The 25,961-nt window shown below is 61.5% G+C and carries 23 protein-coding genes and 3 pseudogenes; 6 read left to right on the top strand and 20 right to left on the bottom strand.

Going from position 1 to position 25,961, the window contains the following annotated elements; all coding sequences use genetic code 11:
• Positions 1–19 precede the first annotated feature (19 nt).
• The gene (gene speA / locus ACTG19_RS20340) at positions 20–1,921 is read right to left on the bottom strand and encodes a biosynthetic arginine decarboxylase (protein WP_005344160.1); all 1,902 of its coding nucleotides are present in this window, start codon (positions 1,919–1,921) and stop codon (positions 20–22) included.
• 1,014 nt (positions 1,922–2,935) lie between these two features.
• On the opposite strand from speA, the gene pepT reads away from it, so the two are divergent.
• On the top strand, positions 2,936–4,159 hold the full coding sequence (pepT, locus tag ACTG19_RS20335) for a peptidase T (protein WP_113739146.1): 1,224 nt from the start codon (positions 2,936–2,938) through the stop codon (positions 4,157–4,159).
• Between the two features lie 202 nt (positions 4,160–4,361).
• Positions 4,362–6,071 carry a lysophospholipid acyltransferase family protein gene (locus ACTG19_RS20330; protein WP_201989063.1) on the top strand — a complete coding sequence of 570 codons (1,710 nt, stop codon included), beginning with the start codon at positions 4,362–4,364 and terminating at the stop codon, positions 6,069–6,071.
• Positions 6,072–6,185: 114 nt separating this feature from the next.
• Here the strand turns inward: ACTG19_RS20330 and ACTG19_RS20325 are convergent, their stop codons facing one another.
• The 4 genes from ACTG19_RS20325 to ACTG19_RS20310 all read right to left on the bottom strand — a co-directional run bounded on the left by ACTG19_RS20325 (position 6,186) and on the right by ACTG19_RS20310 (position 9,175).
• Positions 6,186–6,494 carry a SelT/SelW/SelH family protein gene (locus ACTG19_RS20325; RefSeq protein ID WP_139410592.1) on the bottom strand — a complete coding sequence of 103 codons (309 nt, stop codon included), beginning with the start codon at positions 6,492–6,494 and terminating at the stop codon, positions 6,186–6,188.
• Positions 6,495–6,570: 76 nt separating this feature from the next.
• On the bottom strand, positions 6,571–7,695 hold the full coding sequence (locus ACTG19_RS20320) for an adenosylhomocysteinase (protein WP_201989061.1): 1,125 nt from the start codon (positions 7,693–7,695) through the stop codon (positions 6,571–6,573).
• Between the two features lie 182 nt (positions 7,696–7,877).
• Positions 7,878–8,615, bottom strand: coding sequence for a hypothetical protein (locus ACTG19_RS20315; protein ID WP_201989059.1), 738 nt, complete (start codon positions 8,613–8,615; stop codon positions 7,878–7,880).
• Positions 8,615–9,175: a YceI family protein gene (locus ACTG19_RS20310; RefSeq protein WP_005334411.1), complete on the bottom strand. Its 561-nt coding sequence runs from the start codon at positions 9,173–9,175 to the stop codon at positions 8,615–8,617. The genes ACTG19_RS20315 and ACTG19_RS20310 overlap by 1 nt, the downstream gene beginning before the upstream one ends.
• Before the next feature lie 109 nt (positions 9,176–9,284).
• On the opposite strand from ACTG19_RS20310, the gene ACTG19_RS20305 reads away from it, so the two are divergent.
• Complete coding sequence (locus ACTG19_RS20305) at positions 9,285–10,184, top strand: LysR family transcriptional regulator (RefSeq protein WP_201989058.1); 900 nt, start codon at positions 9,285–9,287, stop codon at positions 10,182–10,184.
• 58 nt (positions 10,185–10,242) lie between these two features.
• Here ACTG19_RS20305 and ACTG19_RS20300 read toward each other — a convergent pair whose 3' ends face one another.
• Entirely contained in the window at positions 10,243–10,671 is a 429-nt protein-coding gene (locus ACTG19_RS20300; protein WP_201989057.1) for a hypothetical protein, read from the bottom strand.
• A gap of 67 nt (positions 10,672–10,738) precedes the next feature.
• On the opposite strand from ACTG19_RS20300, the pseudogene ACTG19_RS20295 reads away from it, so the two are divergent.
• Positions 10,739–12,465, top strand: a pseudogene (locus ACTG19_RS20295) (formate--tetrahydrofolate ligase).
• Between the two features lie 72 nt (positions 12,466–12,537).
• Here ACTG19_RS20295 and ACTG19_RS20290 read toward each other — a convergent pair.
• Positions 12,538–14,191 (bottom strand): annotated as a pseudogene (locus ACTG19_RS20290) (methyl-accepting chemotaxis protein).
• Positions 14,192–14,602: 411 nt separating this feature from the next.
• Entirely contained in the window at positions 14,603–15,259 is a 657-nt protein-coding gene (gene folE, locus ACTG19_RS20285) for a GTP cyclohydrolase I FolE (RefSeq protein ID WP_113739140.1), read from the bottom strand.
• Between the two features lie 308 nt (positions 15,260–15,567).
• Between folE and moeA the strand changes: the two genes are divergently transcribed.
• Together moeA and moeB are read left to right on the top strand one after the other, a co-directional pair.
• On the top strand, positions 15,568–16,794 hold the full coding sequence (gene moeA, locus ACTG19_RS20280) for a molybdopterin molybdotransferase MoeA (protein WP_113739139.1): 1,227 nt from the start codon (positions 15,568–15,570) through the stop codon (positions 16,792–16,794).
• A complete protein-coding gene (moeB, locus tag ACTG19_RS20275) occupies positions 16,791–17,546 on the top strand; it encodes a molybdopterin-synthase adenylyltransferase MoeB (protein ID WP_113739138.1) in 756 nt (251 codons plus the stop codon). Before moeA ends, moeB begins: the two co-directional genes overlap by 4 nt.
• A 71-nt stretch (positions 17,547–17,617) precedes the next feature.
• Here moeB and ACTG19_RS20270 read toward each other — a convergent pair whose 3' ends face one another.
• From ACTG19_RS20270 to napG, 12 genes and pseudogenes are all read right to left on the bottom strand, one after another.
• A complete protein-coding gene (locus ACTG19_RS20270; RefSeq protein WP_162517520.1) occupies positions 17,618–18,394 on the bottom strand; it encodes an alpha/beta fold hydrolase in 777 nt (258 codons plus the stop codon).
• A gap of 84 nt (positions 18,395–18,478) precedes the next feature.
• Positions 18,479–19,579, bottom strand: a complete 1,101-nt coding sequence (gene modC / locus ACTG19_RS20265; protein ID WP_162628360.1) for a molybdenum ABC transporter ATP-binding protein — start codon at positions 19,577–19,579, stop codon at positions 18,479–18,481.
• Entirely contained in the window at positions 19,576–20,256 is a 681-nt protein-coding gene (modB, locus tag ACTG19_RS20260; RefSeq protein WP_005361814.1) for a molybdate ABC transporter permease subunit, read from the bottom strand. Before modB ends, modC begins: the two co-directional genes overlap by 4 nt.
• A 111-nt stretch (positions 20,257–20,367) precedes the next feature.
• Positions 20,368–21,095: pseudogene (modA, locus tag ACTG19_RS20255) on the bottom strand (molybdate ABC transporter substrate-binding protein).
• Positions 21,096–21,182: 87 nt separating this feature from the next.
• Positions 21,183–21,656, bottom strand: a complete 474-nt coding sequence (gene moaE / locus ACTG19_RS20250; RefSeq protein ID WP_113739136.1) for a molybdopterin synthase catalytic subunit MoaE — start codon at positions 21,654–21,656, stop codon at positions 21,183–21,185.
• 101 nt (positions 21,657–21,757) lie between these two features.
• Positions 21,758–22,003, bottom strand: a complete 246-nt coding sequence (moaD, locus tag ACTG19_RS20245) for a molybdopterin synthase sulfur carrier subunit (RefSeq protein WP_113739135.1) — start codon at positions 22,001–22,003, stop codon at positions 21,758–21,760.
• Positions 22,000–22,524, bottom strand: a complete 525-nt coding sequence (moaC, locus tag ACTG19_RS20240; RefSeq protein ID WP_005334445.1) for a cyclic pyranopterin monophosphate synthase MoaC — start codon at positions 22,522–22,524, stop codon at positions 22,000–22,002. The genes moaD and moaC overlap by 4 nt, the downstream gene beginning before the upstream one ends.
• 9 nt (positions 22,525–22,533) lie before the next feature.
• On the bottom strand, positions 22,534–23,040 hold the full coding sequence (gene moaB / locus ACTG19_RS20235) for a molybdenum cofactor biosynthesis protein B (protein WP_421254187.1): 507 nt from the start codon (positions 23,038–23,040) through the stop codon (positions 22,534–22,536).
• A gap of 242 nt (positions 23,041–23,282) precedes the next feature.
• Positions 23,283–23,873 (bottom strand): cytochrome c3 family protein, encoded by a 591-nt coding sequence (locus ACTG19_RS20230; RefSeq protein ID WP_005353459.1) that lies wholly within the window; start codon positions 23,871–23,873, stop codon positions 23,283–23,285.
• An 11-nt stretch (positions 23,874–23,884) separates the two neighbouring features.
• Positions 23,885–24,340: a nitrate reductase cytochrome c-type subunit gene (locus tag ACTG19_RS20225; RefSeq protein ID WP_005334452.1), complete on the bottom strand. Its 456-nt coding sequence runs from the start codon at positions 24,338–24,340 to the stop codon at positions 23,885–23,887.
• Positions 24,340–25,215 carry a quinol dehydrogenase ferredoxin subunit NapH gene (gene napH / locus ACTG19_RS20220; RefSeq protein ID WP_376902564.1) on the bottom strand — a complete coding sequence of 292 codons (876 nt, stop codon included), beginning with the start codon at positions 25,213–25,215 and terminating at the stop codon, positions 24,340–24,342. Before napH ends, ACTG19_RS20225 begins: the two co-directional genes overlap by 1 nt.
• A complete protein-coding gene (gene napG, locus ACTG19_RS20215) occupies positions 25,212–25,949 on the bottom strand; it encodes a ferredoxin-type protein NapG (protein ID WP_076495511.1) in 738 nt (245 codons plus the stop codon). Before napG ends, napH begins: the two co-directional genes overlap by 4 nt.
• Between the last annotated feature and the right edge of the window lie 12 nt (positions 25,950–25,961).

The following is a 25,961-nucleotide window of genomic DNA, read 5'->3' as shown; positions in this document are numbered from 1 at the left end:
CGAGGGGCAAACAGAAAGCTTATTCGTCTTCCAGATAGGCGTAGCCTTGCAGGCCCAGCTCCAGCTCGTCGAGCAGGGCTTTGCGAGTGGCATCGTCCAGCGCCGGGTGAGCGGCGATCCGCTGGTAGTTTTCGCGGATCACGGACGGGTCGATGTTGACGTAACGCAGCAGCTGGTCGACAGTGTCGCCACGCACCACGTTGCGAATGTCCATCTTGCCCTCTTCGTCCAGCCACACTTCCGCGCAGTGGGTATCACCGAACAGGTTGTGCAGATCCCCCAGGATCTCCTGGTAGGCACCGACCAGGAAGAAGCCGACGTGGCACTCTTCGTTCTCGCCGTAGACCGGCATCGGCAGGGTGCTCTCGACCCCCAGACCGTCGACATAGTGCTCGACCTGACCGTCGGAGTCACAGGTGATATCCATCAGGATACCGCGACGGCTAAGCGGACGATCGAGGCCAGCCAGCGGCATCACCGGGAATACCTGACCGATACCCCAGGCATCCGGCAGGGACTGGAACAGGGAGAAGTTGGCAAAGCACTTGTCCGCCAGCTTTTCACTCAGCTCGTCAGCCAGCGCACGGTGGTTGCGGTTGACCGGGTTGAGCATCTCTTTGAGCGCCAGACAGGTGTTCTGGTGCAGCATCTCGGCCCAGGCACGCTGTTCAAGGTTCAAGAGGCCCATGGTGTACTGGGTATTCACGTCACCCAGATCTGCCACCGAGTCATGGAAGATCTCCAGCAGGGAGGGATCTTCGCTGCGCAGATCCAGCCAGCCTTTCCACATGTTCTGCAGAATGGTCGGTGCATCTTCGTCCGGCGCGCTGATGTCGTTCATCTCCACCCCTTCCGCACCAATGATATTGGTAACCAGCACGGCGTGGTGAGCGGTCAGGGCACGGCCAGACTCGCTGATGATGGTCGGGTGCGGCAGGTCGAACTCGCGGCAGACATCGCCGATGCCCCATACCACGTTGTTGGCGTACTCGGAGAGGCTGTAGTTGGCGGAGCAGTGGCTCTGGGAACGGGTTCCCTCGTAGTCCACACCCAGGCCGCCACCGACGTCCACGACTTCGATGTTGGCACCGAGGCGACGCAGTTCAGCGTAGAAACGGCCGCACTCGCGGATGCCACCCTGAATATCGCGGATATTGGCGATCTGGGAGCCCAGATGGAAGTGCAGCAGTTGCAGGCAATCCAGCTTGCCCAGCCCGCGCAGACGCTCGATCAGCGCCAGGATCTGGGAGGCGGAGAGACCAAATTTGGACATGGAGCCGCCGCTCGATTCCCACATGCCGGAGCCGGTGGAAGCGAGCTTGGCACGCACCCCGATGTTGGGCTTGATATTGAGACGAGCTGACTCGTCCAGCACCATCTCCAGTTCGGAGGGCTTCTCCACCACGATGTAGACCTTGTGGCCCATCAGGTTGCCCAAGAGGGCGTGGCGGATATATTCGCGGTCTTTGTAACCGTTGCAGACGATCACCGAGCCTTGCTCATGGTGATGGGACAGCACGGCCAGCAGTTCCGGTTTGGAACCAGCTTCCAGGCCAAGCCGGGGCTTGTCGCTGTAGGACTGGCTGATGGTCTCGATGACACGACGCTGCTGGTTTACCTTGATCGGGTAAACGCAGAGGTAGTCCCCTTCATAGCCAGACTTCTCGATGGCCTGACCAAAGGCGTTGAACAGCGCATCGACCCGACTCTTGAGAATGTCGGGGAAGCGTAGCAACACGGGGGTGGTCAGCCCGGACTGACGCAACTGTTCGATGGCGTCAGAGAGCACGATATGCGCGTCAGGGCGTGATTTGTCGGGGGCGACGGTCACATGACCGGCGTCATTGATATTGAAAAAACCCGCACCCCAGTAGGGAACGTTGTAGACCTTCAAGGAGTCCTTGCTGGACCAGTTAGTCATGGGCTATGCCTCGCAAATGAGCGACCCAAAGTCGCCTTCGTTACCCTCAATCACATCCAGACCATCTAGTGCAGAGTACGGCGAGCGCTGCCATCACGAGACGCAGCCACCCAAACCAACGCTTTGCACATCGCGGCAAGCCAGAGGCTGCCTGGTGGATCTTGGGGAAGTAACGAGTCTTGATGTGGGGCTGGTGGCTTTACATCAAGCTCAACGGTATGCGGTGCCACTATGCCGTAGCGCCGCGGTACTTTGATGACAGACGACATCAGCCACGCCGTCAGTTCATCATTCGGCAGCGATCCCGACAGAAGGAGAGGGTTCCAAGGAAGAGAAGCGAAGGCGCCAGCACGCATGCGTGTTGATAGACGACAACAACCACAGCCCACCTCACCGTCAGTGACCGCCCATGACAAGGGAAGATGATGAGCCGGTGGCCCACTCGGTCAAATGAAGGATGAGAGTCTGTTGTTCTCCCTGATACCGGAGCCTAACCGGTATTAAAGAAACCATTCCCCAGCAGTGTCTGTCGTTTCTGCGTGCCTCGCCCTATAGGCGTATGATCGGTCGGGTTTCTGGCGGCTCTGCCTGCTTCAGGGTTGCCCTTGGATCGGCGCGGAGTGTACACACTTACCGCGGGCAGTGACAATAAAAAATAGTGTTCAAAATCCCCTTTTAATAAGTCGATCAAATCTTGCTGGCGGGCAGGCAGGCTCTGGGATGGCGCAGGTTATGCGACAGCCCGGTTTCCCCTTGAAAAGTGTGCGAAAACGCCATGGTTGGGCTGACGCCTTGCTGTGCGGTGGCTGAGGGGAATTTGGCCGCCACCGCCAGCGCCTAAATATCGCAATAAATGCCACATTTATGCGATCTCCCTCCCGGACGTTGCCCCGCGCGCCGCACATTCGCCGCTCTTCCCTTGCGTCAAAAAATGGGAAAAACCTGCGCTGACGCAATGAGTACCCCGCACGGATTGGCCACAATGACCGCTCACAATCGGTTAGAGGCTGACTAATGGATACCCTGCTTGAGCGTTTTCTGCGTTACGTAACTTTTCATACCCGCTCCGATGAGACCAATCCAGCCTGCCCCAGCAGCGAAGGCCAACTGATCTTTGCCCGTGCCCTGCAAGAAGAGATGAAGGCGCTGGGGCTGAGCCAGGTCACCCTGGATGAACACGGCTACCTCACCGGCTGCCTGCCGGGCAACCAGCCGGACGCCCCCGCTATCGGCCTGATTGCCCACATGGACACCGCCGACTACGAGGCGGAGCACGTAGTACCGCAAATCATCGAAAACTATCAGGGCGGCGACATCTGCCTTGGCAAGGGTGACGAGGTGCTCGCCATCCGTGACTACCGCTTCCTGAAAAACTATCTGGGTCAGGACCTCATCACCACCGACGGCACCACCTTGCTTGGCGCCGACGACAAGGCGGGTATCGCCGAGATCCTCACTGCCATCGACCACCTGCAGGCCCACCCCGAGATCCCGCGCGGCGATATCTGGGTCGGCTTTACCCCGGATGAAGAGATTGGCCGTGGCGCCAACCTGTTCCCGCTGGAGAGATTCCCGGCCAGGTGGGCCTATACCGTGGATGGCGGCGAACTGGGCGAGCTGGAGTATGAAAACTTCAACGCCGCCAGCGCCACGGTGCGTTTTATCGGCAATAACGTCCACCCCGGCACCGCCAAGGGCAGCATGATCAACAGCCAGACCCTGGCCGCCCGCTTCCACGCCGCCATGCCTGCCGAGCAGACCCCGGAGTGCACCGAAGGGTATGAGGGCTTCTTCCATCTGGCCCAGATGAGCGGCACCGTGGAGGAGAGCACCCTGCACTACATCATCCGTGACTTCGACGACGAGCACTTCGCCGCACGCAAGGCCGAGATGCAGAGCCGGGTGGCCGCCCTACAGGCCGAATATCCGAAGGCCCGCATCGAGCTAACCCTGGCCGACAGCTATCGCAACATGCGCAGCCAGATTGAGCCGCACATGCATATCGTCGAGCTGGCCAAGGCCGCCATGGAAGCCGCCGACGTGGTGTCGAAAATCAAGCCCATTCGCGGCGGTACCGACGGCGCCCGCCTCTCCTTTATGGGCCTGCCCTGCCCCAACCTCTTCACCGGTGGCCACAACTTCCACGGCAAGCACGAGTTCATCCCGCTGCAATCCATGGAGAAATCGGTCGCCACCCTGGTGGAGCTGGTGCGCCTCACCGCAGCCTGGCGCGGTTAATCGATTACCATGACAACCAAGGGGGGAGCCGGTTAACCGGCTCCCCCCTTGCTATCTGGCCATCACCCATCAACAAAGGGAAACCGGGGAGGGTCGCTCAGGAGCTACTGACTGCCGCTGCCATCAAACTGTCATCCCGCTGACATGTCGCGGGAACAGTGCCACATCATGCTGGGAGCAACGGATCGCCGGAGCCCTCCAGATGTTCACTATCGATACCCTGCTGACCCAGCACTTCCCCCGCCTGCTTGGCTACCCTCTGCTTACCCCGTTGTTCAAGCGGCTGCTGGGCTGGCTGCTCAACGAACGTGCCTTTGCCGACTTTGCCGCCCGCTACCCGCACCTGCGCGGCCTCGACTTTGTCGAGCAGGCGCTGACCCAGCTCGATTTCGACTATCGGGTCAGCGAGGCGCAACTGGAGCATATTCCCGCCAGCGGCCGGGTCATTCTTGTTGCCAACCACCCCATCGGCTCGCTGGATGGACTGGCGCTGCTGCAACTGCTCGGTCGCATCCGCCCCGATGTGAAGATCGTCGCCAACCAGCTGCTGGCCCAGCTCGCGCCGCTGCGCCCTTTGCTATTGCCGGTGGACAATATGGAGGGCAAGACCGATCGACAGGCCATCCTCGCCATGAACGAACACCTCGCCCATGAAGGGGCACTGGTGATCTTCCCCGCAGGCGAAGTATCTCGGTTTGGCCTCAAGGGGGTAAAAGATGGCCCCTGGCAGGCAGGCTTTATCAAACTGGCCCAGCGCACCCGCACCCCGCTGGTGCCCATCCATCTGGGAGGGCGCAACAGCCTCTGGTTCTATCTCGCCTCCTGGCTCAACAAGCCCGCCTCCGCCCTGTTGCTGGTACGCCAGCTGTTTCGCCAGCAGGGGCAGACCCTGCCGGTGACCATAGGAGCGCGCATTCCGCTCGGCAGTTTTCAGGAGCTGCCCGCCAAGACGGCGGCGCGGCTGGTGCGCAACCACCTCTACCGGATTGGCCGTGGCAAGGCAGGGCGCCTGCAGACCGAGGCCCCCATCGCCCTGCCGGAGGATCGCCGCCAGCTCAAACAGGCCATCGAAAGCTGCGAGCAGCTCGGCACCACCCCGGATGGTCAGGGGATCTACCTCTACCGCCGCCACGAACTGAGCCACTCGGTGATCCTGCGCGAGCTGGGGCGACTGCGGGAGATCGCCTTTCGCGCAGTGGGGGAAGGCTCCGGCAAGCGGCGGGATCTCGATGGCTTTGACAACGACTATCACCACCTGATCCTCTGGGATCCGGCCCGACTCGATATTATCGGCGCCTACCGGTTCGCCCCGGTGGCGGAGCTGCTGGCCAGCAAGGGGAAGGATGGCCTCTACAGCCACACCCTGTTCGGCTTTGAGGATAAGCTGCTGCCCCGGCTGGAGCAGGCCATCGAGCTTGGCCGCAGCTTTATCCAGCCCGTCTACTGGGGCAAGCGGGGGCTCGATTATCTCTGGTTCGGCATCGGTGCCTATCTGGCCCGCTATCCCCGCTACCGCTACCTGTTTGGCCCGGTGTCGCTCTCCGGCAGCCTGCCGCCGGCGGCCAAGGATCTGCTGGTGAGCTTCTACCGCCAGCACTTTGCCCCCGAGCTGGCGCTGGCCCCCTCCCGCCGTCCCTACCCCGAGACGCAACCTCTGTTCGAGGGGTTGGATTACGGCGCCGATCTCAAAACACTCAAGGCTCGTCTCGACAATCTGGGCTGCGCCATCCCCACGCTCTACAAGCAGTACTCCGAGCTGTGCGAGCCGGGCGGGGTGCAGTTTATGGATTTTGGCATCGACCCCGACTTCAACCACTGCATCGACGGGCTGGTGTGGGTCGATGTGAGCCGCATCAAGTCCCACAAGCGGGCCCGCTATATCGGCAGTAATCTGGCCGAGCCGCGCTTATAACCCTGCTGGAGCCAGGCAAACAGCCAAAGGCAAAAAAGGAGAGAGAGGCCATCGCCTCCCTCTCCTTTCGATCTAATGCTCAGCACCTTTTCGAGGCGCTCGGCCCATCTGGCGTTACTCGGCCGTCTTGCGATCCGAGTGGCCGAGATCCCGCTCAGGGGCGATGACGTCACGCACCCGCTGCTTGATCTCCTTGGCCTCGGGGAAGCCGTCATCGACCACCCGATCCCACACCTGCACCCCGTTCACCAGAATGCGGAACTCCCCCTTGCTGGCCGGCACCAGCGCCACCTCCCCCAGATCGCTGTCGAAGGTGGATAGCAGCTCCTGCGCCAGCCAGGCGGCGCGCAGCATCCAGCGACAGAGGGTGCAGTAGCGGATTTCGATGCGGGGTTTGCTGATCAGGGTTTCAGACTCGGTCATGAGTGACTCCATAAAAAAGCGATAATGGCGGGAAGTGGCGTACTGCCGCCCAATGGCCAATCCCGGTTTGGTCAAATCAGTGCTGATCAACCCCATGAAAATCGGCCAGCCAATGGCGGGCAATGGTACGCATCGCCGATTCTGGCAGCTCGAACAGGCCGGGAGCAAGAGGGCCTGCCGCCAGCATCCGGATCCCTTCCATAATCTCCGCCAGCACCAGATAGACATATTCGCCAATCACGGCGCCATGGACGAAGTTGACCGCCTCGCCCCGGTTGAGCAGGTAGATCTGGGTGCCATCCGGCCGGTTGAGGGCCAGCACATGGGGGCACACCTCTTCGCTCGGCCACGGCAACTGGGCCAGCGAGAAGGCAAACTCGTCGTCGGCCGAGGTGACCGAGGCGACCATGGTGCCGTGGCGCAGCGCCTGCAGATCCGCCAAGTCCAGGGAGCCGTTGCCGGTAGAGCAGATCACCAGCTCGGCGCGGCTCAAGGCTTCAGCCTTGGTGATCAAGCGAAAACCGTGAGAGAGCGCTTCGACCTGTCGCAGCACATCGGTCTCCACCAGCCCTAGATGGAGGTTGCGACAGCGCAGGTCGCGGGCGATGCTGCGCCCCACCTTGCCATAGCCAAACAGCACGGCTTCGCAGACGTTGAAGGTACGGTTGAGGTTGCGGGCCAGCGACTCCGCGGAGTAGACCACGCTCAAACCAATCTGGATATCCTCGGCCTGCTTGAGGGGGCTGCGCGCCACCGACACCACAGGGGTCGCCAGCACCTCCTGCTCATAGCGTTGATGGCCGTTCTCGGTCATCTCCACCACCCCGAGGAAACGGGGGCCGAAGTATTCACTCAAGATCACCTGGGTTTTGGCAAAGTAACCGCCAATATCGAGGATCAGCAACCGCTCGTGAGGGGCCACCAGCGGCGCAATCTGCTGGATGAGACTGCCGGGATCATTGGTCCAGCGCCGGTTGAGGGGCAGCACCGGATAGTGCTGGGATACCCACTCCAGGGTCGGGCCGTGTACCGATTTCGGTTTGGGTAAAATGGCACCAATCCGCCCAATCCGGGAAAGCGCTTCGATAAAACGGGGGCGATCGGGAAGCAGATGAGTGACCAGCAGAATACAGAGACCATCGATACGTCCCTGTCCGGTGAAATGGCGAAAAAACAGATGCTCAGATCCTTGACTGCGCAACTGTGGCCTCCTTATGTGCCGCAAAGCAGGCAAACAGAACCCGGCGCGGCCGGGTTCTGTGTGTGTCCAAATAAAATGAAAAACCTTTTTATCTGAAACACATAGGTGGCTCAATCATTATCTGCCAAGAGTATGAGCGGGTATGCAAAAATGACTGTAATTGCCTGTTTTTCATGCAAAAATCAGTACAAAGAAGCAGCAGGCCACACCCACCACAGGCTGAGCCCGGTTCCCGCGGCAGCGAGCAGGATCAGTCCCACCCAACGCACTGGCAACGGTTTGTCACGCAATGCCCACTCCAGCAGCGGCAGCAACCAGACCGGCAGCAACACCACCAGCGGCACCTCCACATATTGCCAGGCGAGCATCTGGACGAAGGCGAGGGCCAGCGCCAGACCGGCGGGTGCTACCTTGATGCCAACAAAGGTGGCAAGCAGGGCGCGAAAACCGGCGAAAGCGGCCAGCGCACCGGCCAGCTGGGCAATCAGCAGACTGCCATCGATGCCGATCACCAGCGCCAGCCAGATAAAACCGAGGGCAAACCCGAGCCCCTCGCGGCTATCACAGCGCAAGGTGCTCCAGCCAAACCAGAGGATGGCGGGCAGTAGCGCCAGCCAGATCCCGGGTTCGCTCGCCAGTACCGAGGCCAATCCCTGCCACCACACCAGCGCACTGAACACCGCAAAGAGCAGCAGCGAACCGCGCTGATAGTTCACCTGAGCCGCAATGGCGGGCACCAGCAGGGTCAGCGGCAGCCACTGCCACGCCTTGGCCGGAATACCATAGAGACCGCCGAGCAAGGAGCCCACCAGCCAGAGCGCCAGGGCGCCCCACAGATAACCCAGTCGCGGCCAGCGCCACGATAGCAAAGCGGCTCCCAGAGGAGCCGCCAGGGTTTGCAGCAGAAGTTCCGCGCCCATTACTTGCGCACGCCTTCGACAAACAGGTTGATGTTCATCTCGTCCGGGATGCCGGGCAGCATGTAGCTCACGCCAAAGTCACTGCGCTTGATGGTGGTGGAGGCGTTGAAGCCGCTGCGGTAGCCGCCCCAGGGATCCTTGCCCTCACCGATCTTGACCAGATCGAAGGCCACTTCCTTGGATACGCCGTGCAGAGTCAGGGTCCCTTTCAGCACGCCTTTATCCTTGGTGCCCTCGTAAGCGGAGCTGACGAAGGTCATCTTGGGATACTGCTTCACGTCGAGGAAGTCAGGACTGCGCAGGTGTTTGTCGCGGGCTTCGTGGTTAGAATCGACGCTGGCGGCATCCACTTCAAAGCTCGCCTTGGCCGCCGCCGGGTTGGCGTCATCCATGCTGAAGGTGCCGCTGAAGGTGTTGAAGCGACCCACCAGCTCGGAGAAGCCCAGGTGACCCACCTTGAACTGCACCGTGGTGTGCGCCGCATCCACATCGTAATCCGCCGCCATCAGAGGGGTAGCCATAAACAGGCAGGAGGCCAGCAGAGCCTTGGTCATTTTCATCCGTTCGTTCCTTCATCTTGGGGTTCACATCAGTGGTTAAAATGCTAACCTCGTTCTGAAGATGAATAATCAGTGATTTATTAAATTCATTATTTACTGAGGATGGAAAATGGACCAGATCGCCGCCATGCGCACCTTTATCAAGGTGGTGGAGTGCCAGAGCTTTACCAAGGCCGCCAACCAGCTCGGCATCTCGGTCGCCATGGCCTCCAAACTGATGCAGCAGCTGGAGGAGTCCCTCGCCACCCGGCTGCTGTCGCGCACCACCCGTCAGGTCAATCCCACCGAAGCGGGCCAATTCTACTACCAGCGCTCCCTCGCCCTGCTGGCAGAGCTGGAAGAGACCCACAGCCAGCTGACCCACCACAACCAGCAGCCGAACGGCACCCTCAAGCTCTCGGTGCCGATGGATTTTGGCTATCTGCACCTCTCCCCCGCCCTGCCGCTGTTTCGCCAGCGCTTTCCCGATCTCAAGCTCGATATCGAGTACAGTGACCGACGGGTAGCGCTGGTGGAAGAGGGATTCGATCTGGCGCTGCGGATCGGCCACCTCAGCGACTCCTCGCTGGTGGCGCGCCAACTGGCCACCATTCGGGTCGAGCTTTGCGCCAGCCCCGCCTATCTGGCACGCAAGGGCAGACCGGAAAAACCCGAGGATCTCAAGCAGCACGACTGTCTGATCTACACCCTGACCCAGCCGGAGTGGCACTTCAAACGGGGAAACGAGCAGCAGAGCATCCGGCCACAGGGGCCGCTGCGGGCCAACAACGGGGTGGCGCTGACCCGCGCCGCTTGTGATGATCAGGGCATCATATTGCAACCCACCTTTATCGTGGGGGAGGCGCTGCGGGCAGGGCAACTGGTCAGCCTGCTGCCAGAGTGGGACAAGGGAGAGGTGGGACTTTATGCGGTCTATCCGCACCGCCGCTTCGTCTCGGCCAAGGTGCGCTGCTTTATCGAGTTCGTGCAGGAGCGCTATCTCGCCCCGCAACAGTGGGATAAGCCGTGATGATTGCCAGAGCAGAGGATACGGCCTGACTGTCCGGCCTGCTGGTCCGGCTTGAAGCCTAACGCTGGTCGAGTGCGGTGGTGGATGCGGCAACAGGGGTGAGCTTGGCTAGCAGACGCTCCTGCTCGGGGTGCAACTGCCAGCGTGGCAGTCGGGTGCGGACAACCGACAACTGCGGCTCACTCAGGGCATAGGGGAGCGCCACTTCAATCTCGGGGCAGTCAAACATGGCGGCCAGCTGCAGGATCAGAATGAGGTTTGCCTCGTCGGTCTTGTGCTTGTTGACCCGTTTGCGGATCTCGTGGCGCAGCTGGGTTTCGGGGTCCTGGGTCATCGCCTGCCAGCCGAAACCGAACAGCGGCACCAGCGCGCTGACAATCCCCAGCGCCGTCATCGGCTGCTTGGGGGGATGATAGAGTTCGTTGAGATCCAGCAGAACAGGATTCTGACGAACCTCACCCTCACCAAATAAAATCGTTTTCGTCATTGGATTACCCGTTATATTCCACTAGACTGCGCCGCATATTTTACCCCGATATGCCAACGAGGTGCTGATGCTAAGCGATATCGAGATCTCCCGCCAGTCCCTCTCTCCATTCACGCGCTGGCCGAACGCCTCGCCATCCCCCAGCACCTGCTCAGCCCTCATGGCCACTGCAAAGGCAAACTCAGCCTCGACCTGCTCAAGTCTCAGCCCACACAGAGCGGCAAGCTGGTACTGGTGAGCGCCATCACCCCTACCCCGCTCGGTGAAGGGAAAACGGTGACCACCCTTGGCCTTTCCATGGGGCTCAACCATATCGGCCAGCCCAGCATCGCAACCATCCGCCAACCGAGCCTCGGGCCGGTATTCGGGGTCAAGGGGGGGGCAGCCGGTGGCGGCCACGCCCAGGTGGTGCCGATGGAGGAGATGAACCTCCACCTCACCGGCGATTTTCACGCCCTAACGGCGGCCCACAATCTGGCGGCAGCTGCCCTCGATGCCCGCCTGTTCCACGAACAGAAACTGGGTGCCAAGTTCACCGCCAAAACCGGCCTGCCGCGGCTCGATATCGATGCCGATAACATCCTCTGGCCGCGCACCCTCGACATGAATGACCGCGCCCTGCGCCACCTCACGATTGGACAGGGGGGCGCTGCCGATAGTGTGGAGCGCAGCGATCGCTTCGTCATCACCGCCGCCTCCGAACTGATGGCCATTCTGGCGCTGGCAAGCGATCTCAAGGATCTGCGCGATCGCATCGGCCGCATCCAGCTGGCCCGCGACATTCACGGCAAGCCCGTCACCGCCGAACAGCTGGAAGTAGCGGGCGCCATGACGGTGCTGCTCAAAGATGCGCTGCAACCGACCCTGATGCAGACCACCGAACAGACACCGGTGCTGGTACACGCCGGCCCCTTTGCCAACATCGCCCACGGCAACTCCTCGGTGATCGCCGATCGCATCGCCCTTGGCCTGACCGACTATGTGGTGACCGAGGCAGGTTTTGGCTCCGACATGGGGCTGGAGAAATTCTTCAACATCAAGAGCCGCCAATCCGGTATTACCCCCGCCTGCGTGGTGCTGGTGGCCACGGTGCGCGGTCTCAAGGCCAACAGCGGCCTGCTCGATATCCGCCCGGGCCAGCCGCTGCCAGCCAGCTTGCAAGGGGAAGATCTGCCGACCCTCAAGCAGGGCTGCGCCAACCTCGCTTGGCATATCAGGAACGCCCGCCGCTACGGGGTGCCGGTGGTGGTCGCCATCAACCGCTTCCCCACCGACAGCGAGGCCGAACTGGCGCTGCTGGCCCATGAAGCGCAGCAAGCCGGCGCCTGTGGCGCAGCCATCTCCAACGCCTTCACCCAGGGTGGTGCCGGTGCCAGCGAGCTGGCCCGCGCCGTGGTCACCGCCTGCGAGCAACCCGGTAAGGTGAAACTGCTCTACCCCGACGAGGCGAGCCTCGACGCCAAACTGGCGACCCTGGTGGAGTGCGGCTACGGCGGCCGCGGAGTGCAGCTCTCCGACAGAGCGCGCCAGCAGCTGGCCCAGCTCTCCGCCGAAGGGTGGGATCACTTGCCCATCTGCGTGGCCAAGACGCCGCTCTCCATCAGCCATGACCCCGCCCTCAAGGGAGTACCGACCGATTTCGAGGTGCCCATCGACGAGGTGAAGCTCTGCGCCGGTGCAGGCTTCGTCTATGCGCTGGCGGGCCCCATCATGACCATGCCGGGGCTGGGCAGTCTGCCTGCCTATCGCCATATCGATATCGATGAGAACGGCGAGATAGTCGGCCTGAGCTGAGCCCTTCCACAACGCCAGAAACAACAAGGCCCCGCCAATTGGCGGGGCCTTCTGTTATCCATGCATCACCCCTTAGAGGGTGAAGCGCTGGGTCATATGGTGCAGGGTGTTGGCCAGCTTGCTCAGCTCGACGCAAGCCTGGGCGATCTGATGAGCGCCCTGGGCATTCTCGTCAGCGGCATTGTGAATGTTGACGATGCTGCGATTGAGCTCTTCGGTCACCGCGTTCTGCTCTTCGGTGGCGGTGGCGATCAGGGTGTTCATGTCAGTGATGCGCACCACGGCACCGTTGATGGTCTCGATACTGGTACCGGCATCCCGCGCCAGACCGACACTCTCCTGCATCTGGTGACGACTCAGCTGCATGGCGTTGCCCGCCTCGGCGGCGCGGCTCTGCAAGAGCTCGATCATCTTGCTGATCTCGGCGGTGGAGTCCTGGGTACGCTGGGCTAGGGAGCGCACTTCATCCGCAACGACCGCAAAACCACGACCCTGCTCACCGGCACGGGCCGCTTCGATGGCGGCGTTAAGGGCCAGCAGGTTGGTCTGACCGGCGATATCGCGGATCACATCCAGCACCACGCTGATGTTGGCGCTGTCGGCCTCCAGCTGCTGCACCACTGTGCCTGCCTGTTCAATCTTGACCGACACCTCTTCGATGCTGGCAATGGAGCTGCGTACCACTTCGCTGCCGGCAGCGGAGGTGCGGGAGGCATCCTTGGCGGCGCTCATGGCATCCGTGGTGTTGCGGGCCACTTCGTTGACGGTGGACTGCATCTCGTTCATGGCTGTCGCCACCTGGGACTTCGTTCTGCTGGATGGCCATGCCGCTGGCAGACTGGCTGGAGATGGCGCTCACCTCCTCCACTGCGCTGCTGAGTTGGCTCACGGAGCCGGCGATCTCGCTCACCAGATCGGAGAGGGAGCCCTGCATCCGGTTGATGGCGGAGCCCAGCTGACCCAGTTCATCACGGTTGAAGCGGCTGTCACGGATCCACTGCTGCAGTTCGCCCTGACCCAGATCGCCATTGGCAATACGCTGGGCCTGACGGGCCAGCATGATCAGCGGGTCGCGGATCTGGCGGGTCAGTACCACGGAGAGCACCACCACAAGAAGCAGACCGAGCACCAGTGCGATGGTGACGCTCAGGTTGGCGGATTGATAAGAGTCGACAATGTCGCTGCGGGATTCAGACGCATAACCATGGTTAATCTGGATAAGGGAGGCCACTGACTTGCTCAGCGCGGTGTAAAGGGGAACTCCCTCCTCAAGGAAGATGCGTTGGGCTTCGGCAAGCTGATCGCTGTCTTGCAGCTGTTTGACTCGCTGGTGCAGGGCGACGTAACGATCCCAGTCAGATTTCACCGTATCGAAGGTACGGCGCTCCGCCACATCCTCAGGCCAGATCGTCTTGTCATGGGCAATCAGCTGCTGCGCGATCGAGTTAAGCTGTTGACTGGCAATACTCCGATATTCAGCCCTTTTCAGCGGCTCGGCAGCCACCACGAAATAACCCAGCTCATAACGACGCAACTCACCGAGAGAATCCCCGATCGCGCTGGTGCGATTGACCGCTGGCAAGATGCTGTCGGTAAACCGGATGGCAACATCATTCATGTTGCCAAACTGGACAAGGGAAAAACCGCCGATAAAGGCGACCATCAAACCGAGCACGGCAAAGCCGGCGGTGAGTTTTTTGCCTATGGTCATGGAACTGGTATTCATGGGATATCCTGGTGGTCGTTAAATTCGTAGCACTCGTCCGGTTCACGCCCTCCTGGCATGAACTATCTGGCCACCTGTTCAGTGGCGCACCATCCAACCTTGATGAATATCTCTGAATTCCATGAGCGGCAGCGAGAGCCGTGAGGGGGCGCTAGAGTAACCGGATTGTGACGGTTCGGAAAGAGTCTGCCCGGTTACTTTTTGTAAGGTGAAAACGAGGGGTTTTTCGTGTTCGATTAAATATACCGCTCAGATGAATAAATCGGAAAAATGCATAACGTTTGCATAAGGCAAGCCACACGGGCCAAGCCGTTGCAGGCCGCCACTCTCATCCGGGACCAATGAAAAACGCCAGCAATGGCTGCTGGCGTCTCGTTTATTCAGCGTGGCGGTTACAAAACAACCGCCATCTTATCCGCGCAGGCCACCGAGAAACTCGGCCCGGGTATCGGGCTGGGTCTTGAACACCCCGCCGAGGGAGGTGGTGGTGGTATAGGAAGTGGAGTCCATCACGCCGCGTGCCTTGACGCAGTAGTGGGTCGCCTTGATGCTGATAGCCACATCCTTGGTACCGAGCAGGGTCTGCAGCGCCAGCAGGATCTGCTGGGTCAGCCGCTCCTGCACCTGGGGACGGCGGGCAAAGAACTGCACGATTCGGTTGATCTTCGACAGGCCAATTACCTTGCCACGAGGGATATAGGCCACATGGGCCATGCCGTCGATGGTGACGAAGTGGTGTTCGCAGGTGCTGGTGAGGCTGATGTCCCGCACCATGATCATCTCGTCCACCTGCATCTTGTTCTCGATCACCGTCACCTTGGGGAAGGTGGAATAGTCGAGGCCGGAGAAGATCTCGTTGACGTACATCTTGGCGATGCGATGCGGCGTCTCGGCCAGACTATCATCGGCCAGATCCAGCCCCAGGGTCTCCATGATGGAGCGCATATGGCCTTCGATCTTCTCCCGCTTCTCCTGGCTGTTCAGCTCGTTGGTGACCAGGGGGGTTTCCAGTCCCTGGGCTTCGAGGGCAGCCCTGACCAGCAAGGCTTCCGGACTTAAGGTTGTCATTATCTTCTCTCCCACGCTCAGGGACTGTGAGGGCCGCTCAAGGAGCAACCCCTTATGTTATGGCGGCGTACAGGGCCGACGGTATCGCTGTAATGGTCGCCACTCGGGATGTAACGGCCATCTGTTATGGCGGCATAGTAAACGGCCATTGCCGCCAAGATTCAAGTCAACTTGTGCGTCACCTCATACTTTATGGCCATCTACCCCCGTTTCTGCGCCGATTACCCCGAGAATCCTTGAGATAACCTGCCCATCCCCGGGGATTTTTGTGATAATCCCGCCTTCAATCATAGAAAGAGGTCATGACGATGGGATTTGATACCAGCGGACTACTCCCCTTAAGCGATGCCCTGCAAGGGATGCTGGAACAACTCGCCTGCTGCTGCGACAGCGAGCAGCAGCCCCTGCCAGAGGCCCTTGGCCGGGTTCTTGCCAGCGACATCGCCTCTCCCCTCGCCGTGCCCCCCTTCGACAACTCCGCCATGGACGGTTACGCCGTGCGCCTTTCGGATCTCACTGCTGGCACCCCGCTCATCATGGCGGGCAAAGCGTTTGCCGGTCAGCCCTATCAGGGCGAGTGGCCCGCCGGCCACTGCGTGCGGATCATGACCGGCGCCCCGGTTCCCGCAGGCACCGATGCGGTGGTGATGCAGGAAGAAACGCAGGCCGACGGCGATCGGATCACTTTTCTTACGCAACCCGAACCGGGCCAGAATATCCGCCGCACCGGCAGCGATATCGGCAAGGGCGCCTGCGTGCTGCCAGCCGGCACTCGCCTCACCCCAAGAGAGATGCCACTGCTAGCCTCCCTCGGCGTGGCTACCGTCGCGGTGCGCCGACCGCTGAAAGTGGCCATCTTCAGCACTGGCGATGAGCTCAAACCGGTCGGTACCCCGCTCGCCCACGGCGATATCTATGACTCCAACCGCTACGGCGTGCGGGCCATGCTGGCGCGCATGGGCTGCGACTGCCTCGACCTTGGCATCATCCCCGACGATCCGGCCCAGCTACGCGCTGCCTTTATCCGCGCCGACGAAGAGGCCGATGTACTCATCACCACCGGCGGCGTCTCGGTGGGGGAAGCGGATTTCACCAAACAACTGCTGGACGAGCTCGGCGAGATTGGCTTCTGGAAGCTTGCCATCAAGCCGGGCAAGCCGTTTGCGTTTGGCCGTCTGCCCCGCGCCTGGTTCTTCGGCCTGCCGGGCAACCCCGTCTCCGCCATGGTCACCTTCGATCAGCTGGTGCAACCGGCGCTGGCCAAGCTGGCGGGCCAGCACTTCGAGCGCCCGCTCCAGCTGCAAGCCATTGCGGCCGAGCCACTCAAAAAGAGCCCGGGCCGACTCGACTTCCAGCGCGGCATCCTGAGTCAGGGGCCAAACGGCCTCGAGGTGCGCAGCACCGGCTCGCAGGACTCCGCCGTGTTCAGCTCACTGTCGCGAGCCAACTGCTACATCGTTCTTGAACGGGAACGGGGCCGCGTTGCCGCGGGCGAGACGGTGACCGTGGAGCCATTCGGGGGGTTGCTGCTGTGAGCGAGATCCTGAGCGACGCCGAACTGCTGCGCTACAACCGCCAGATCATCCTCAAATCCTTCGACTTCGAGGGACAGGAGGCGCTCAAGCAGGCCCGTGTGCTGGTGATCGGCGCTGGTGGCCTTGGCTGCGCCGCCAGCCAGTATCTGGCGGTAGCCGGAGTTGGCCAGCTCACCCTGGTCGATTTCGACAAGGTGGAGCTCTCCAATCTGCAGCGTCAGGTGTTGCACAACGATGAGCGCATTGGCCACTACAAAGTAGACTCTGCCGCCCAGTCGCTGCGAACCCTCAATCCCTGGCTCAACGTCGAGACCCACGCTGCCGTGGCCGATGAGGCGCTGCTCGATACCCAGCTGCCCCGACATCAGCTGGTGCTCGATTGCACCGACAACCTGGCCATTCGCAACCTGCTCAACCAAAAGGCGCGCCAGCACAGGGTACTGCTGGTCAGTGGCGCCGCCATCCGGCTGGAGGGTCAGCTCTGTAGCTTCACTTGGCAGGAAGATGAACCCTGCTACGCCTGCCTCAGCGCCCTGTTTGGCGAGCAGGCCCTCACCTGCGTCGAAGCGGGCGTACTCGCTCCGGTAGTTGGTCTGGTGGGCAGCCTGCAGGCACTGGAAGCCATCAAGCTGCTGGCGGGCATGGGCAAAAGCTACAGCGGCCGCCTGCTGATGATCGATGGCCTGAGCGGCACCTTCCGCGAGATGAAGCTGCCCAAACGCCCCGACTGCCCCGTCTGTTCCCATCCTTGACGCAAACGGGATCAAAAAAAGCCGAACCCTGTGGTTCGGCTTTTTGGTATCTGCGCCTAACAACCCCTTTCTCAATGGGTCGTGAGGATCCGTTGCAACAGGTGATTAAAGCCCGAGGGGTCTTCCGCAGGCCAGGCGTGGTGGCCGTTGGGGGTGTGGATGGTGGCGTTGGGCAGGGCGGCAAACTGCTCTACCCGTTTGGCCAGCGGCAGGTAGTCGTGACTGGTGGAGATGATGGCCACCGGCTGCCAGATGGCGCCGAGCCGGGCGCGTACCGACCAGCCGGGTAACGCCTCCAGCAGCGCCTTGTAGGTTTTCTTTTTATTGCGCACGAAACGCAGCCGGAAGGTGTGGCGCACCTGTGCCAGATCCGGGCCCGGGAAGAGCTCGCGTCCCAGCCACCAGGCGAGCGGGCGCATACCGAACCAGCGCAGCCATTTGAGGCGCTGGGCGTAACGCTCCTGCTCTTTGGGGCTCTCCAGCAGAAACTCGCTAAAACCGTTGACCAGCACCAGTCCCTGCACCTTGTGGGGCAGTTGCAGTGCCAGCTCCAGCGCGACCATGGCCCCCAGCGACAATCCCACCACCCAGGCGGGTTCTGGCTGTGCATCGAGCCAGTTCACCACATCGGCTGCCAGGGTCGCCACATCGAACGGCCCCTCCTGCATGCTCTGGCCGTGGCCGCGCAAGTCCAGCGCTACCACCCGGTAGTGTTCGGAAAACCGTTCGATCTGCGCCTGCCAGTCGAGGCTCGAGGAGCCCAGCCCATGCAGCAGCAACAGCAAGGGGCCCTCTCCCGCACTGCGCAGGGCAAGACCATTGAATTTCATCACCTGATTGCGGCGCATCAGTGTATTGCCTCTCGATTCATCACCTGAACCATCTCTTGTTGTTATGTCACCGTGGTTATCCTGCCACGGCACGGCGCCCAATCAGCCTTCGCTGACCAGACTCACCGCCTTGATATAAGCGTAGATCTGCTGCTCCGGCGACAGCGCCAGCCGCCTGGCGGAGCGGCTGGTGATCCGGGCCAGCAGTATCTGCTCACCCAGCGCCAACTGCAACAGGGTCTGGCCGGGGCGCACCTCGCGCACCGCCAGCAGACGGGTGACGAGACAGTTGGAGAGACTGGAGTGCTCGATGGGTGCCGTGGCAATCACCACATCCCGCCCCGCCACCTTGATCTGCAAGGGGCCGCTCTCGTCCGGCACCTGGGTCATGGTGACCCGCAGTCGCTGCTCACCGAGTTGCAGGGTCGCCATCTGCTCGTCGTCATCATAGTGGGCCAAGGTGGCATTCAGCATCACCCCGGCATCGTCACGGCTGGCGAGCGAGAGATCGGTTCGGGCGAAGATCTCGCTCGGCCGACCTTGCGCCTCGACCCTGCCACTTTCCAGCAACACCAGCTGATCGCAGAGCAGGCTCACCTCCTCCATGGCGTGGCTGACGAAGATCATCGGGATACCGCTCTCCTGCTGCAAGCCCTTGAGCACATGGGCCTGATGGATGCGGCTGCGCCGATCGAGCGCCGAGAAAGGCTCATCGAGCAGTAGCAGATCGGGTTCGGCCAGCAGCGCCCGCCCCAGCGCAACCCGCTGGCGTTGACCGCCAGAGAGGGCATGGGCAGGTTGCCCCAGCAGATCGGCAAAGCCGAGCCGCGCCGCCAGCGCTTCGGGTTGCCAACGCCCCCGTCCCTTGCGGGACGCCAGTTGCAGATTGCCGAGCACCGTCAGATGGGGGAAGAGGCGCGAGTCCTGAAACACCAGCCCGATCCGGCGCGCTTCAGGCAGCAGCGCGGCGCACTCCCGATCGCGCCACCGCAAGCGATCCCCGTTTTGGCGATCGAGCCCGGCGATGATGCGCAGCAGTGTACTCTTGCCGCAGCCCGAGGGGCCGAACAGGCCGAGGATCCCCCCCAGTTCGAGGGTCAGTGCGCAATCGAGGGTAAAGGAGCCAAACTCGCGCCGGGCATGGAGGTTCAGGGCATGGCGGTGCGGCTCGTTCACTGGCGGCATAGTGGCGGGCTGGTTCATCCAAACACTCTCCGCTGTCTGCGCTGCAGCACCCCGTAGACCAGCACCAGCATCACCAGCGAGAAGGCCATCAGGCCACCCGCCAGAATATGGGCGTTCTGGTAATCCATCGCCTCCACATGATCAAACAGGGCAATCGAGAGCACCTGGGTCTCGCCCGGAATATTGCCGCCAATCATCAGCACCACGCCAAACTCCCCCAGGGTGTGGGCAAAGCCCAGCGCTGCCGCCATCACAAAGCTGGGCAGAGTCATCGGCAAGATGATGTGGAAGAAGCGTTCCAGCGGGCCGAGCCCCAAGGTAGCGGCAGCCTCCAGCTCCTTGTTACCCATGTTGACGAAGGCAGAGGTGAGCGGCTGCACCACAAACGGCAGTGAATAGAGAATGGAGGCGAACAGCAGGCCGAGAAAGCTGAAGGCAAGCGGGGCACCAAAAGTGTCGCGCCACCAGGCGCCGAAACCATATTCGGGGGAGAAGGCGAGCAGCAGATAAAAACCCAGCACTGTGGGAGGGAGCACCAGCGGCAGCGCCACCAGCGCCTCCACCAGCGGCCGCAGCCGGTTCTGACTGCGCGACAGCCACCATGCCAGCGGCGGCGCCAGCAACAGCAAAATCGCTGTGGTGCAGGCCGCGAGCTTCAGGGTGAGCCAGACCGCCAGCAGATCCCCTTCACTCATTGCCGACCTCCCGGTTGATAAATGCCCCCAACGGCATGGTATCCATCCTTATTGCAAAGAGTGGCCGACCCGAAGGCCGACCACTCAGGGTATCGCATCAGGCCCATCCCCTTATTGGGGCAAGGCATAACCAGCTGCCTTGATCTGCGCCTGACCCGCCCCCTTGAGCCAGGCGACCAGCGCCTCGACCGCGGCGCCTTTCTTCAATACCAGCCCCTGCTGCTCGATGGGGGGATAGAAGCTCGCAGGCACTGCCCAGGCTTCACCAGTCTTGCCCGCTTCCACCAGATTAGCCCAGGCGACAAAGCCCAGTTCGGCATTGCCGGTGTCGACAAATTGCCAGGTCTGGCCGATGTTGGCACCGGTCAGCAGCCGGTACTGCTTGGGATCGATCTTGAGATGGGTGAGGGTCGCCATGGCGGCAGCACCATAGGGGGCGGTACGGGCATTGGCGATGGCAAGGTTGCCTTTCCAGCTACGCAGGGTCGCCTCGTCAGGGGCCGGCCCCCCTTCTTCCACAGCCCCAGCTGGCCGATGGCGTAGGTGAAGCGATCGCTTCCCTTGCCCTCTTTTTCCAGCTTCTCGGGGGTCGCCGCATCGGCGGAGAGGAAGAGATCGAACGGTGCGCCGTGACTGATCTGGGTGTAGAGCACCCCGGTGGCGGCAGACGAGATGGCCAGGGTGTGGCCGGTCTTGGCGGTAAACTCCTTGCCGATACGCTCTATGGTGCCCTTGAAGTTGGCAGCCACGGCCACTTTCACTTCATCGGCCTGCACGGCACCGGTATGCAAGGTGGCGGCGCAGACACCGGCGATGACAACAGATAATAGCGGTTTCATTCCCTTTCTCCTGATGGGGCCCGCACATCCGCGCCCCTTGACGGGGCCGTGGTTCCCGTTGAACCTGCGCCCCTCGTGATGAACAGGTCAGGCTTGCCAGCGGGCAGCGGCGGCGTTGTCGCTCTCCTTGGCCTCGACCCAGCGTTGCACACCCTCGGCGGTCAGCTCTTTTTTCCAGAACGGTGCCCGGGTTTTCAAGAAATCCATGATGAAGTGACAGGCATCAAAGGCAGCGTCGCGGTGGGCACTGCTCACCGCCACCAGCACGATTTGATCGCCAAGCCACAGCTCGCCGATACGATGAATGAGGGTACACTCCTGCAGCGGCCAGCGGCGGCGGGCCTCCTGCACGATATCGGCCAGCGCCTTCTCGGTCATACCGGGGTAGTACTCGAGGGCCAGCCCCTTCACCTCCTCCCCCTGATTGAAGTCGCGCACCTTGCCAACAAAAGTGACAATGGCGCCACTATCGGGGCGGGTGGCGAGGCGGGCATATTCGTCCGCCAGCGAGAAGTCGGCCCGCTGCACCAGAATGCGGTCTGTAATGGCTACGTCGTTCATGGCTCAGCCTCCGGTCGTTACTGGAGAGAAAGTGAAGAAGGCCACTTCGTCACCACCGCACAGCTCAATGGTGCGATCCACGGTCATTATCTCGCTCATCCTTAACCTCCGGTCACCGGTGGGAAGAAGGCCACCTCATCGCCATCATTGATGGGGGTATCGAGGGACACCAGGGTCTGATTGACCGCGACCAAGAGCTTGCCAGCTTCCAGCGCCAGCGCCCACTTGTCGCCGCGTTCACTGAGCGCCGCGCGCAGTTGTTCGGCAGTGGCGTAGTCGCACGGCAGGCTCAGCTCATCGCAGGCCACCAGCTCTCTTACTTGCGCAAAAAAAAGTACCTTGATCATGCTTGTTCCCCGCTATTTGACCCCAACTGAAAATGGCCGGACTTGCCGCCCTTTTTCTCTACCAGCCGCACCTGTTCGATCACCATGTCCTTTTGCACCGCCTTGCACATGTCGTAGATGGTCAACGCCGCTACCGACGCGGCGGTCAGCGCCTCCATCTCTACCCCGGTCTTGCCGGAGAGCTTGCAGAGGGTGCGGATATGCACCCGATTCTGCTCGGCCAGCGGCACTATCTCCACCTCGACTTTGGTCAAGGCCAGCGGATGACAGAGGGGGATAAGATCAGAGGTCTTCTTGGCGGCCATGATGCCGGCGATGCGGGCGGTGGCGAACACGTCACCCTTGTGATGCTGGCCGCTCAGGATCAGCGCCAGCGTCTCGGGGGCCATGGCAACAAACGCCTCGGCACGGGCTTCGCGCTCGGTCACCTGCTTGTCGGTCACATCCACCATATGGGCTTCGCCGCTCTGATTCAGATGCGTCAGGTTGGGCTGGGTCTGCTTGGTATCTGTCTGGTTCATCGTTTGCTCTCAGAGGTGGGAGACAAAGTTGCACGGCTTGGTGCGGGCATCGAGCTGATCGCGGATCAGTTGCTCCCAACCCAGCTGACAGGCGCCGGTGGAGCCCGGCAGACAGCAGATCAGGGTGCGATTGGCGAGTCCCGCCAGCGCACGGCTCTGCATGGCGGAGCCTTTAATCTCGGCAAAAGAGAGTTGACGGAACATCTCGCCAAAACCCTGTACGGTGCGCTCGAACAGCACACCGACCGCTTCCGGTACCCGGTTCTGTTCATTGAAGCCGGTACCGCCGTTAATCAGCACCACCTGTACCCCTTCATCGGCGATCCACTCGCTCACCTGGGCTCGAATGCGAAACAGGTTGTCCGGGCAGAGCGCCCGATCGGCCAGCAGATGGCCCGCGTCGGTAAGGGCCGAGACCAGATAGTCGCCCGAGCTGTCATCGGCGGCAGTGCGGCTGTCGGAAACCGTCAGCACGGCGATCTTGAGGGGAATAAATGCGTTGTGTTTCTGTCCCATCGGGCAGCTCCTTGTGGCTATGGGCCGTCAACGAGGCAGGAAGAGAAGGGGTATGAGAGGCCAGCTGTCAGAGCACAAAAACGGACGCAGACAGGGGTGACCAACTTGCTCAAGCGTGTGACGGCGGGCTGATTCTATCAAAGGTTTCACGAGATATGGGATTTAAAAGACACACAAATCTGATGCTTGTCCCATATATGAACAAAACGCAGGCCGGGCAAACCCGGCCTGTCGTCGCAGGATCAGAATCCTTTCACCCCGGTCATGTCGGGCAGCTGGTGAGCAATCCCCTTGTGACAGTCGATGCAGGTACTTTCACCACTGGCCAGATTGGTAGAGTGCATCTTGGCGGCACGCTGCCCCTGCAGGGAGAAGTCCATATACTCGAAGTTGTGGCAGTTGCGGCACTCGCGCGAATCGGTCTCTTTCATCCGCTGCCACTCTCGCTCCGCCATCTCGCGCCGGTGCGACTCGAACTTCTCACGGGTATCCACCTTGCCGGTGATCATGCCCCACAGCTCCTTGGAGGCCTGCACCTTGCGGATGATCTTGTAGGTCCACTCGTGCGGTACGTGGCAATCCGGGCAGCTGGCCCGCACGCCGGAGCGGTTGGCGTAGTGGATGGTGTCGCGGTACTCCTCGAACACGTTGTCCTTCATCTCGTGACAGCTGGTGCAGAAGGCCTCGGTGTTGGATGCTTCCATGGCGGTGTTGAAGCCACCCCAGAAAATCACGCCACCGAAGAAGCCCATCAGCAAGATGACCCAGAGAGCCGCCTTCGACGGTGACTTGAAGGTGGTCCACAGACGCTGGATAAAGCCGGGTAATTTCATCTATGGATTCCTCAGTTCAGCGCTTCAACCGGTTTAAAGGTATTTTCCACCAGCGGCTTGGCATCCGCTTGCGGTACATGGCACTGCAGGCAGAAGTAGCGACGCGGCGACACTTCACCCAGGGTCAGGCCGTCGCGGGTCTCGAAGTGAGTCGGACTGATCTTGGGGGCCTTCATGGCGCTGGCATTCTTGAAGCTGTGGCAAGCCAGGCACTTGTTGACCTTGGTGTCCACCTCATAGTTGCGAATGTCGTGGGGGATCAGCGGCGGCTGATGCATGTACTGGCGATCGTAGGGCGCGCCATCCTTGCGGAAGTTTTTCAGGGGCGCGGCAGTGGCATCGGTCACCAGATCAGTGGCGCCACGCTCGGACTTGAGGCCACCGGTACTGTTGGTGATCTCGGGGGCCGCTGCCATCAAGGATCCCGCCATCAGGCAGGCCAGCATTGCTCCAATCAGCTTTTTCATTATTTGTTCTCCGACGTTTTTTCTGCCTTGACGGCAAAACCTACAGTGATTTCAAAAACTTGTTCCGCGCAGACATCGATGCAGCGGCCACAGTTGGTACACTCCTGAGCCGCAATCAAGGGCCCGTGACCGCGCTTGGCACCATGAACAGGCCCGCGCAGGATGTGACGCTCCGGGCAGACCGCATAACAATCCATGCAGTTGTTGCACCGCTCGCGCCCCTTGGCAGAAATCTTGATAAACCCGACCCGGTTGACCAGGGCATAGAAGGCCCCCACCGGACAGAGATGACCACACCAGCCCCGCTCAACCACGAAAAGATCGAACAGGAACAGCGCCGCAAGCAGGGCCCAGCCCGCCCCCATGCCAAACAGCAGGCCGCGCATGGCGAGCGACACCGGATTGACCAGCTCCCACGCCATCACCCCGACCACCGCAGGCACCACCAGCACCATGGCCAGCAGCCAGTAGCGGGTCGCACGGCTGAACTGGCCGTTGCCCTTGAGGCCAAGTCGCCCCCGGAGCCAGGCCGCCGCATCCGTGATAAGGTTGACCGGACAGACCCAGGAGCAGAACACCCGCCCACCGACCAGCCAGTAACCGGCCAGCACAATGGCAGCCCCCAGCCAGAGAGTGGTGATGGGCCAGTGGCCTGCGGCCACCGATTGCAACAGGGTCAGCGGATCGGTCAGCGGCACAGTCTCCAGCAACAGCGAGCTGGAGAGATTGCCCTTGAGGATCCAGATGCCCGCCAGCGGTCCCAGCAAAAACAGCCCGAGCACGCTGAACTGACTCAGCCTGCGCAGCAGCAGGAAGCGGTGGGACCGCCACCACCCCAGCTTGATGCGAGCCTCTTCCCCCGGATAACGACTCATAACCCCTCCGGTTTACGGGTGGGCAGGGTGAGCCTGTCGCCGATGAGCGACTTGTTCCCCGCCTTGGCCTTCTCTTCCCAGCCGAGCCGGTAGTGATGACCCAGCTCACCTTTGGCGAGCTGGCGTGGCACCACCTTGATGGCGGCCTCCTCCAGCACGCAGGCATGCTCACACTTGCCACAGCCGGTACAGATATCGCTGTGTACCGTGGGCAGGAACATGGCGTGCTTGCCGGTACGCTGGTTATGCTGCAGCTCAAGAGTGATCGCCTTGTCAATCAACGGGCAGACCCGATAACAGACATCGCAGCGCAGCCCCAGATAGTTGAGGCAGGTCTCGTGATCGATGAGCACAGCCACCCCCATCCGGGCCTGATCGATGTCGGTCATCTGCTGATCCAGCGCCCCGCTCGGACAGGCCACCACACAAGGGATGTCATCACACATCTCGCAGGGCACGGCACGCGCCTTGAAATAGGGGGTGCCAGTGGTCACAGGGTCAAACAGCCGGGCGAGCTTGAGGGTGTCGTAGGGGCACGCCTCGACGCAGAGCCCGCAACGCACGCAGGCGCTGAGGAACTCTGTTTCATCGAGGGCGGCAGGCGGACGCAGCGCCTGGGCAGGCACAGCTTGTGCCTGCTGGCGTGCCATGCCGCCGAGCCCCACGCCAAGCAGGCCCACACCGCAGGCCCCCTTGGCCATGTCGGCCAGAAACTGGCGACGACTACGACTCATCTCGCACTCCCC

Source organism: Aeromonas sp. 3P (genome assembly GCF_051919745.1).
Taxonomy (GTDB): Bacteria; Pseudomonadota; Gammaproteobacteria; order Enterobacterales; family Aeromonadaceae; genus Aeromonas; species Aeromonas veronii.
This window is presented reverse-complemented; position numbering and strand designations above follow the sequence as displayed.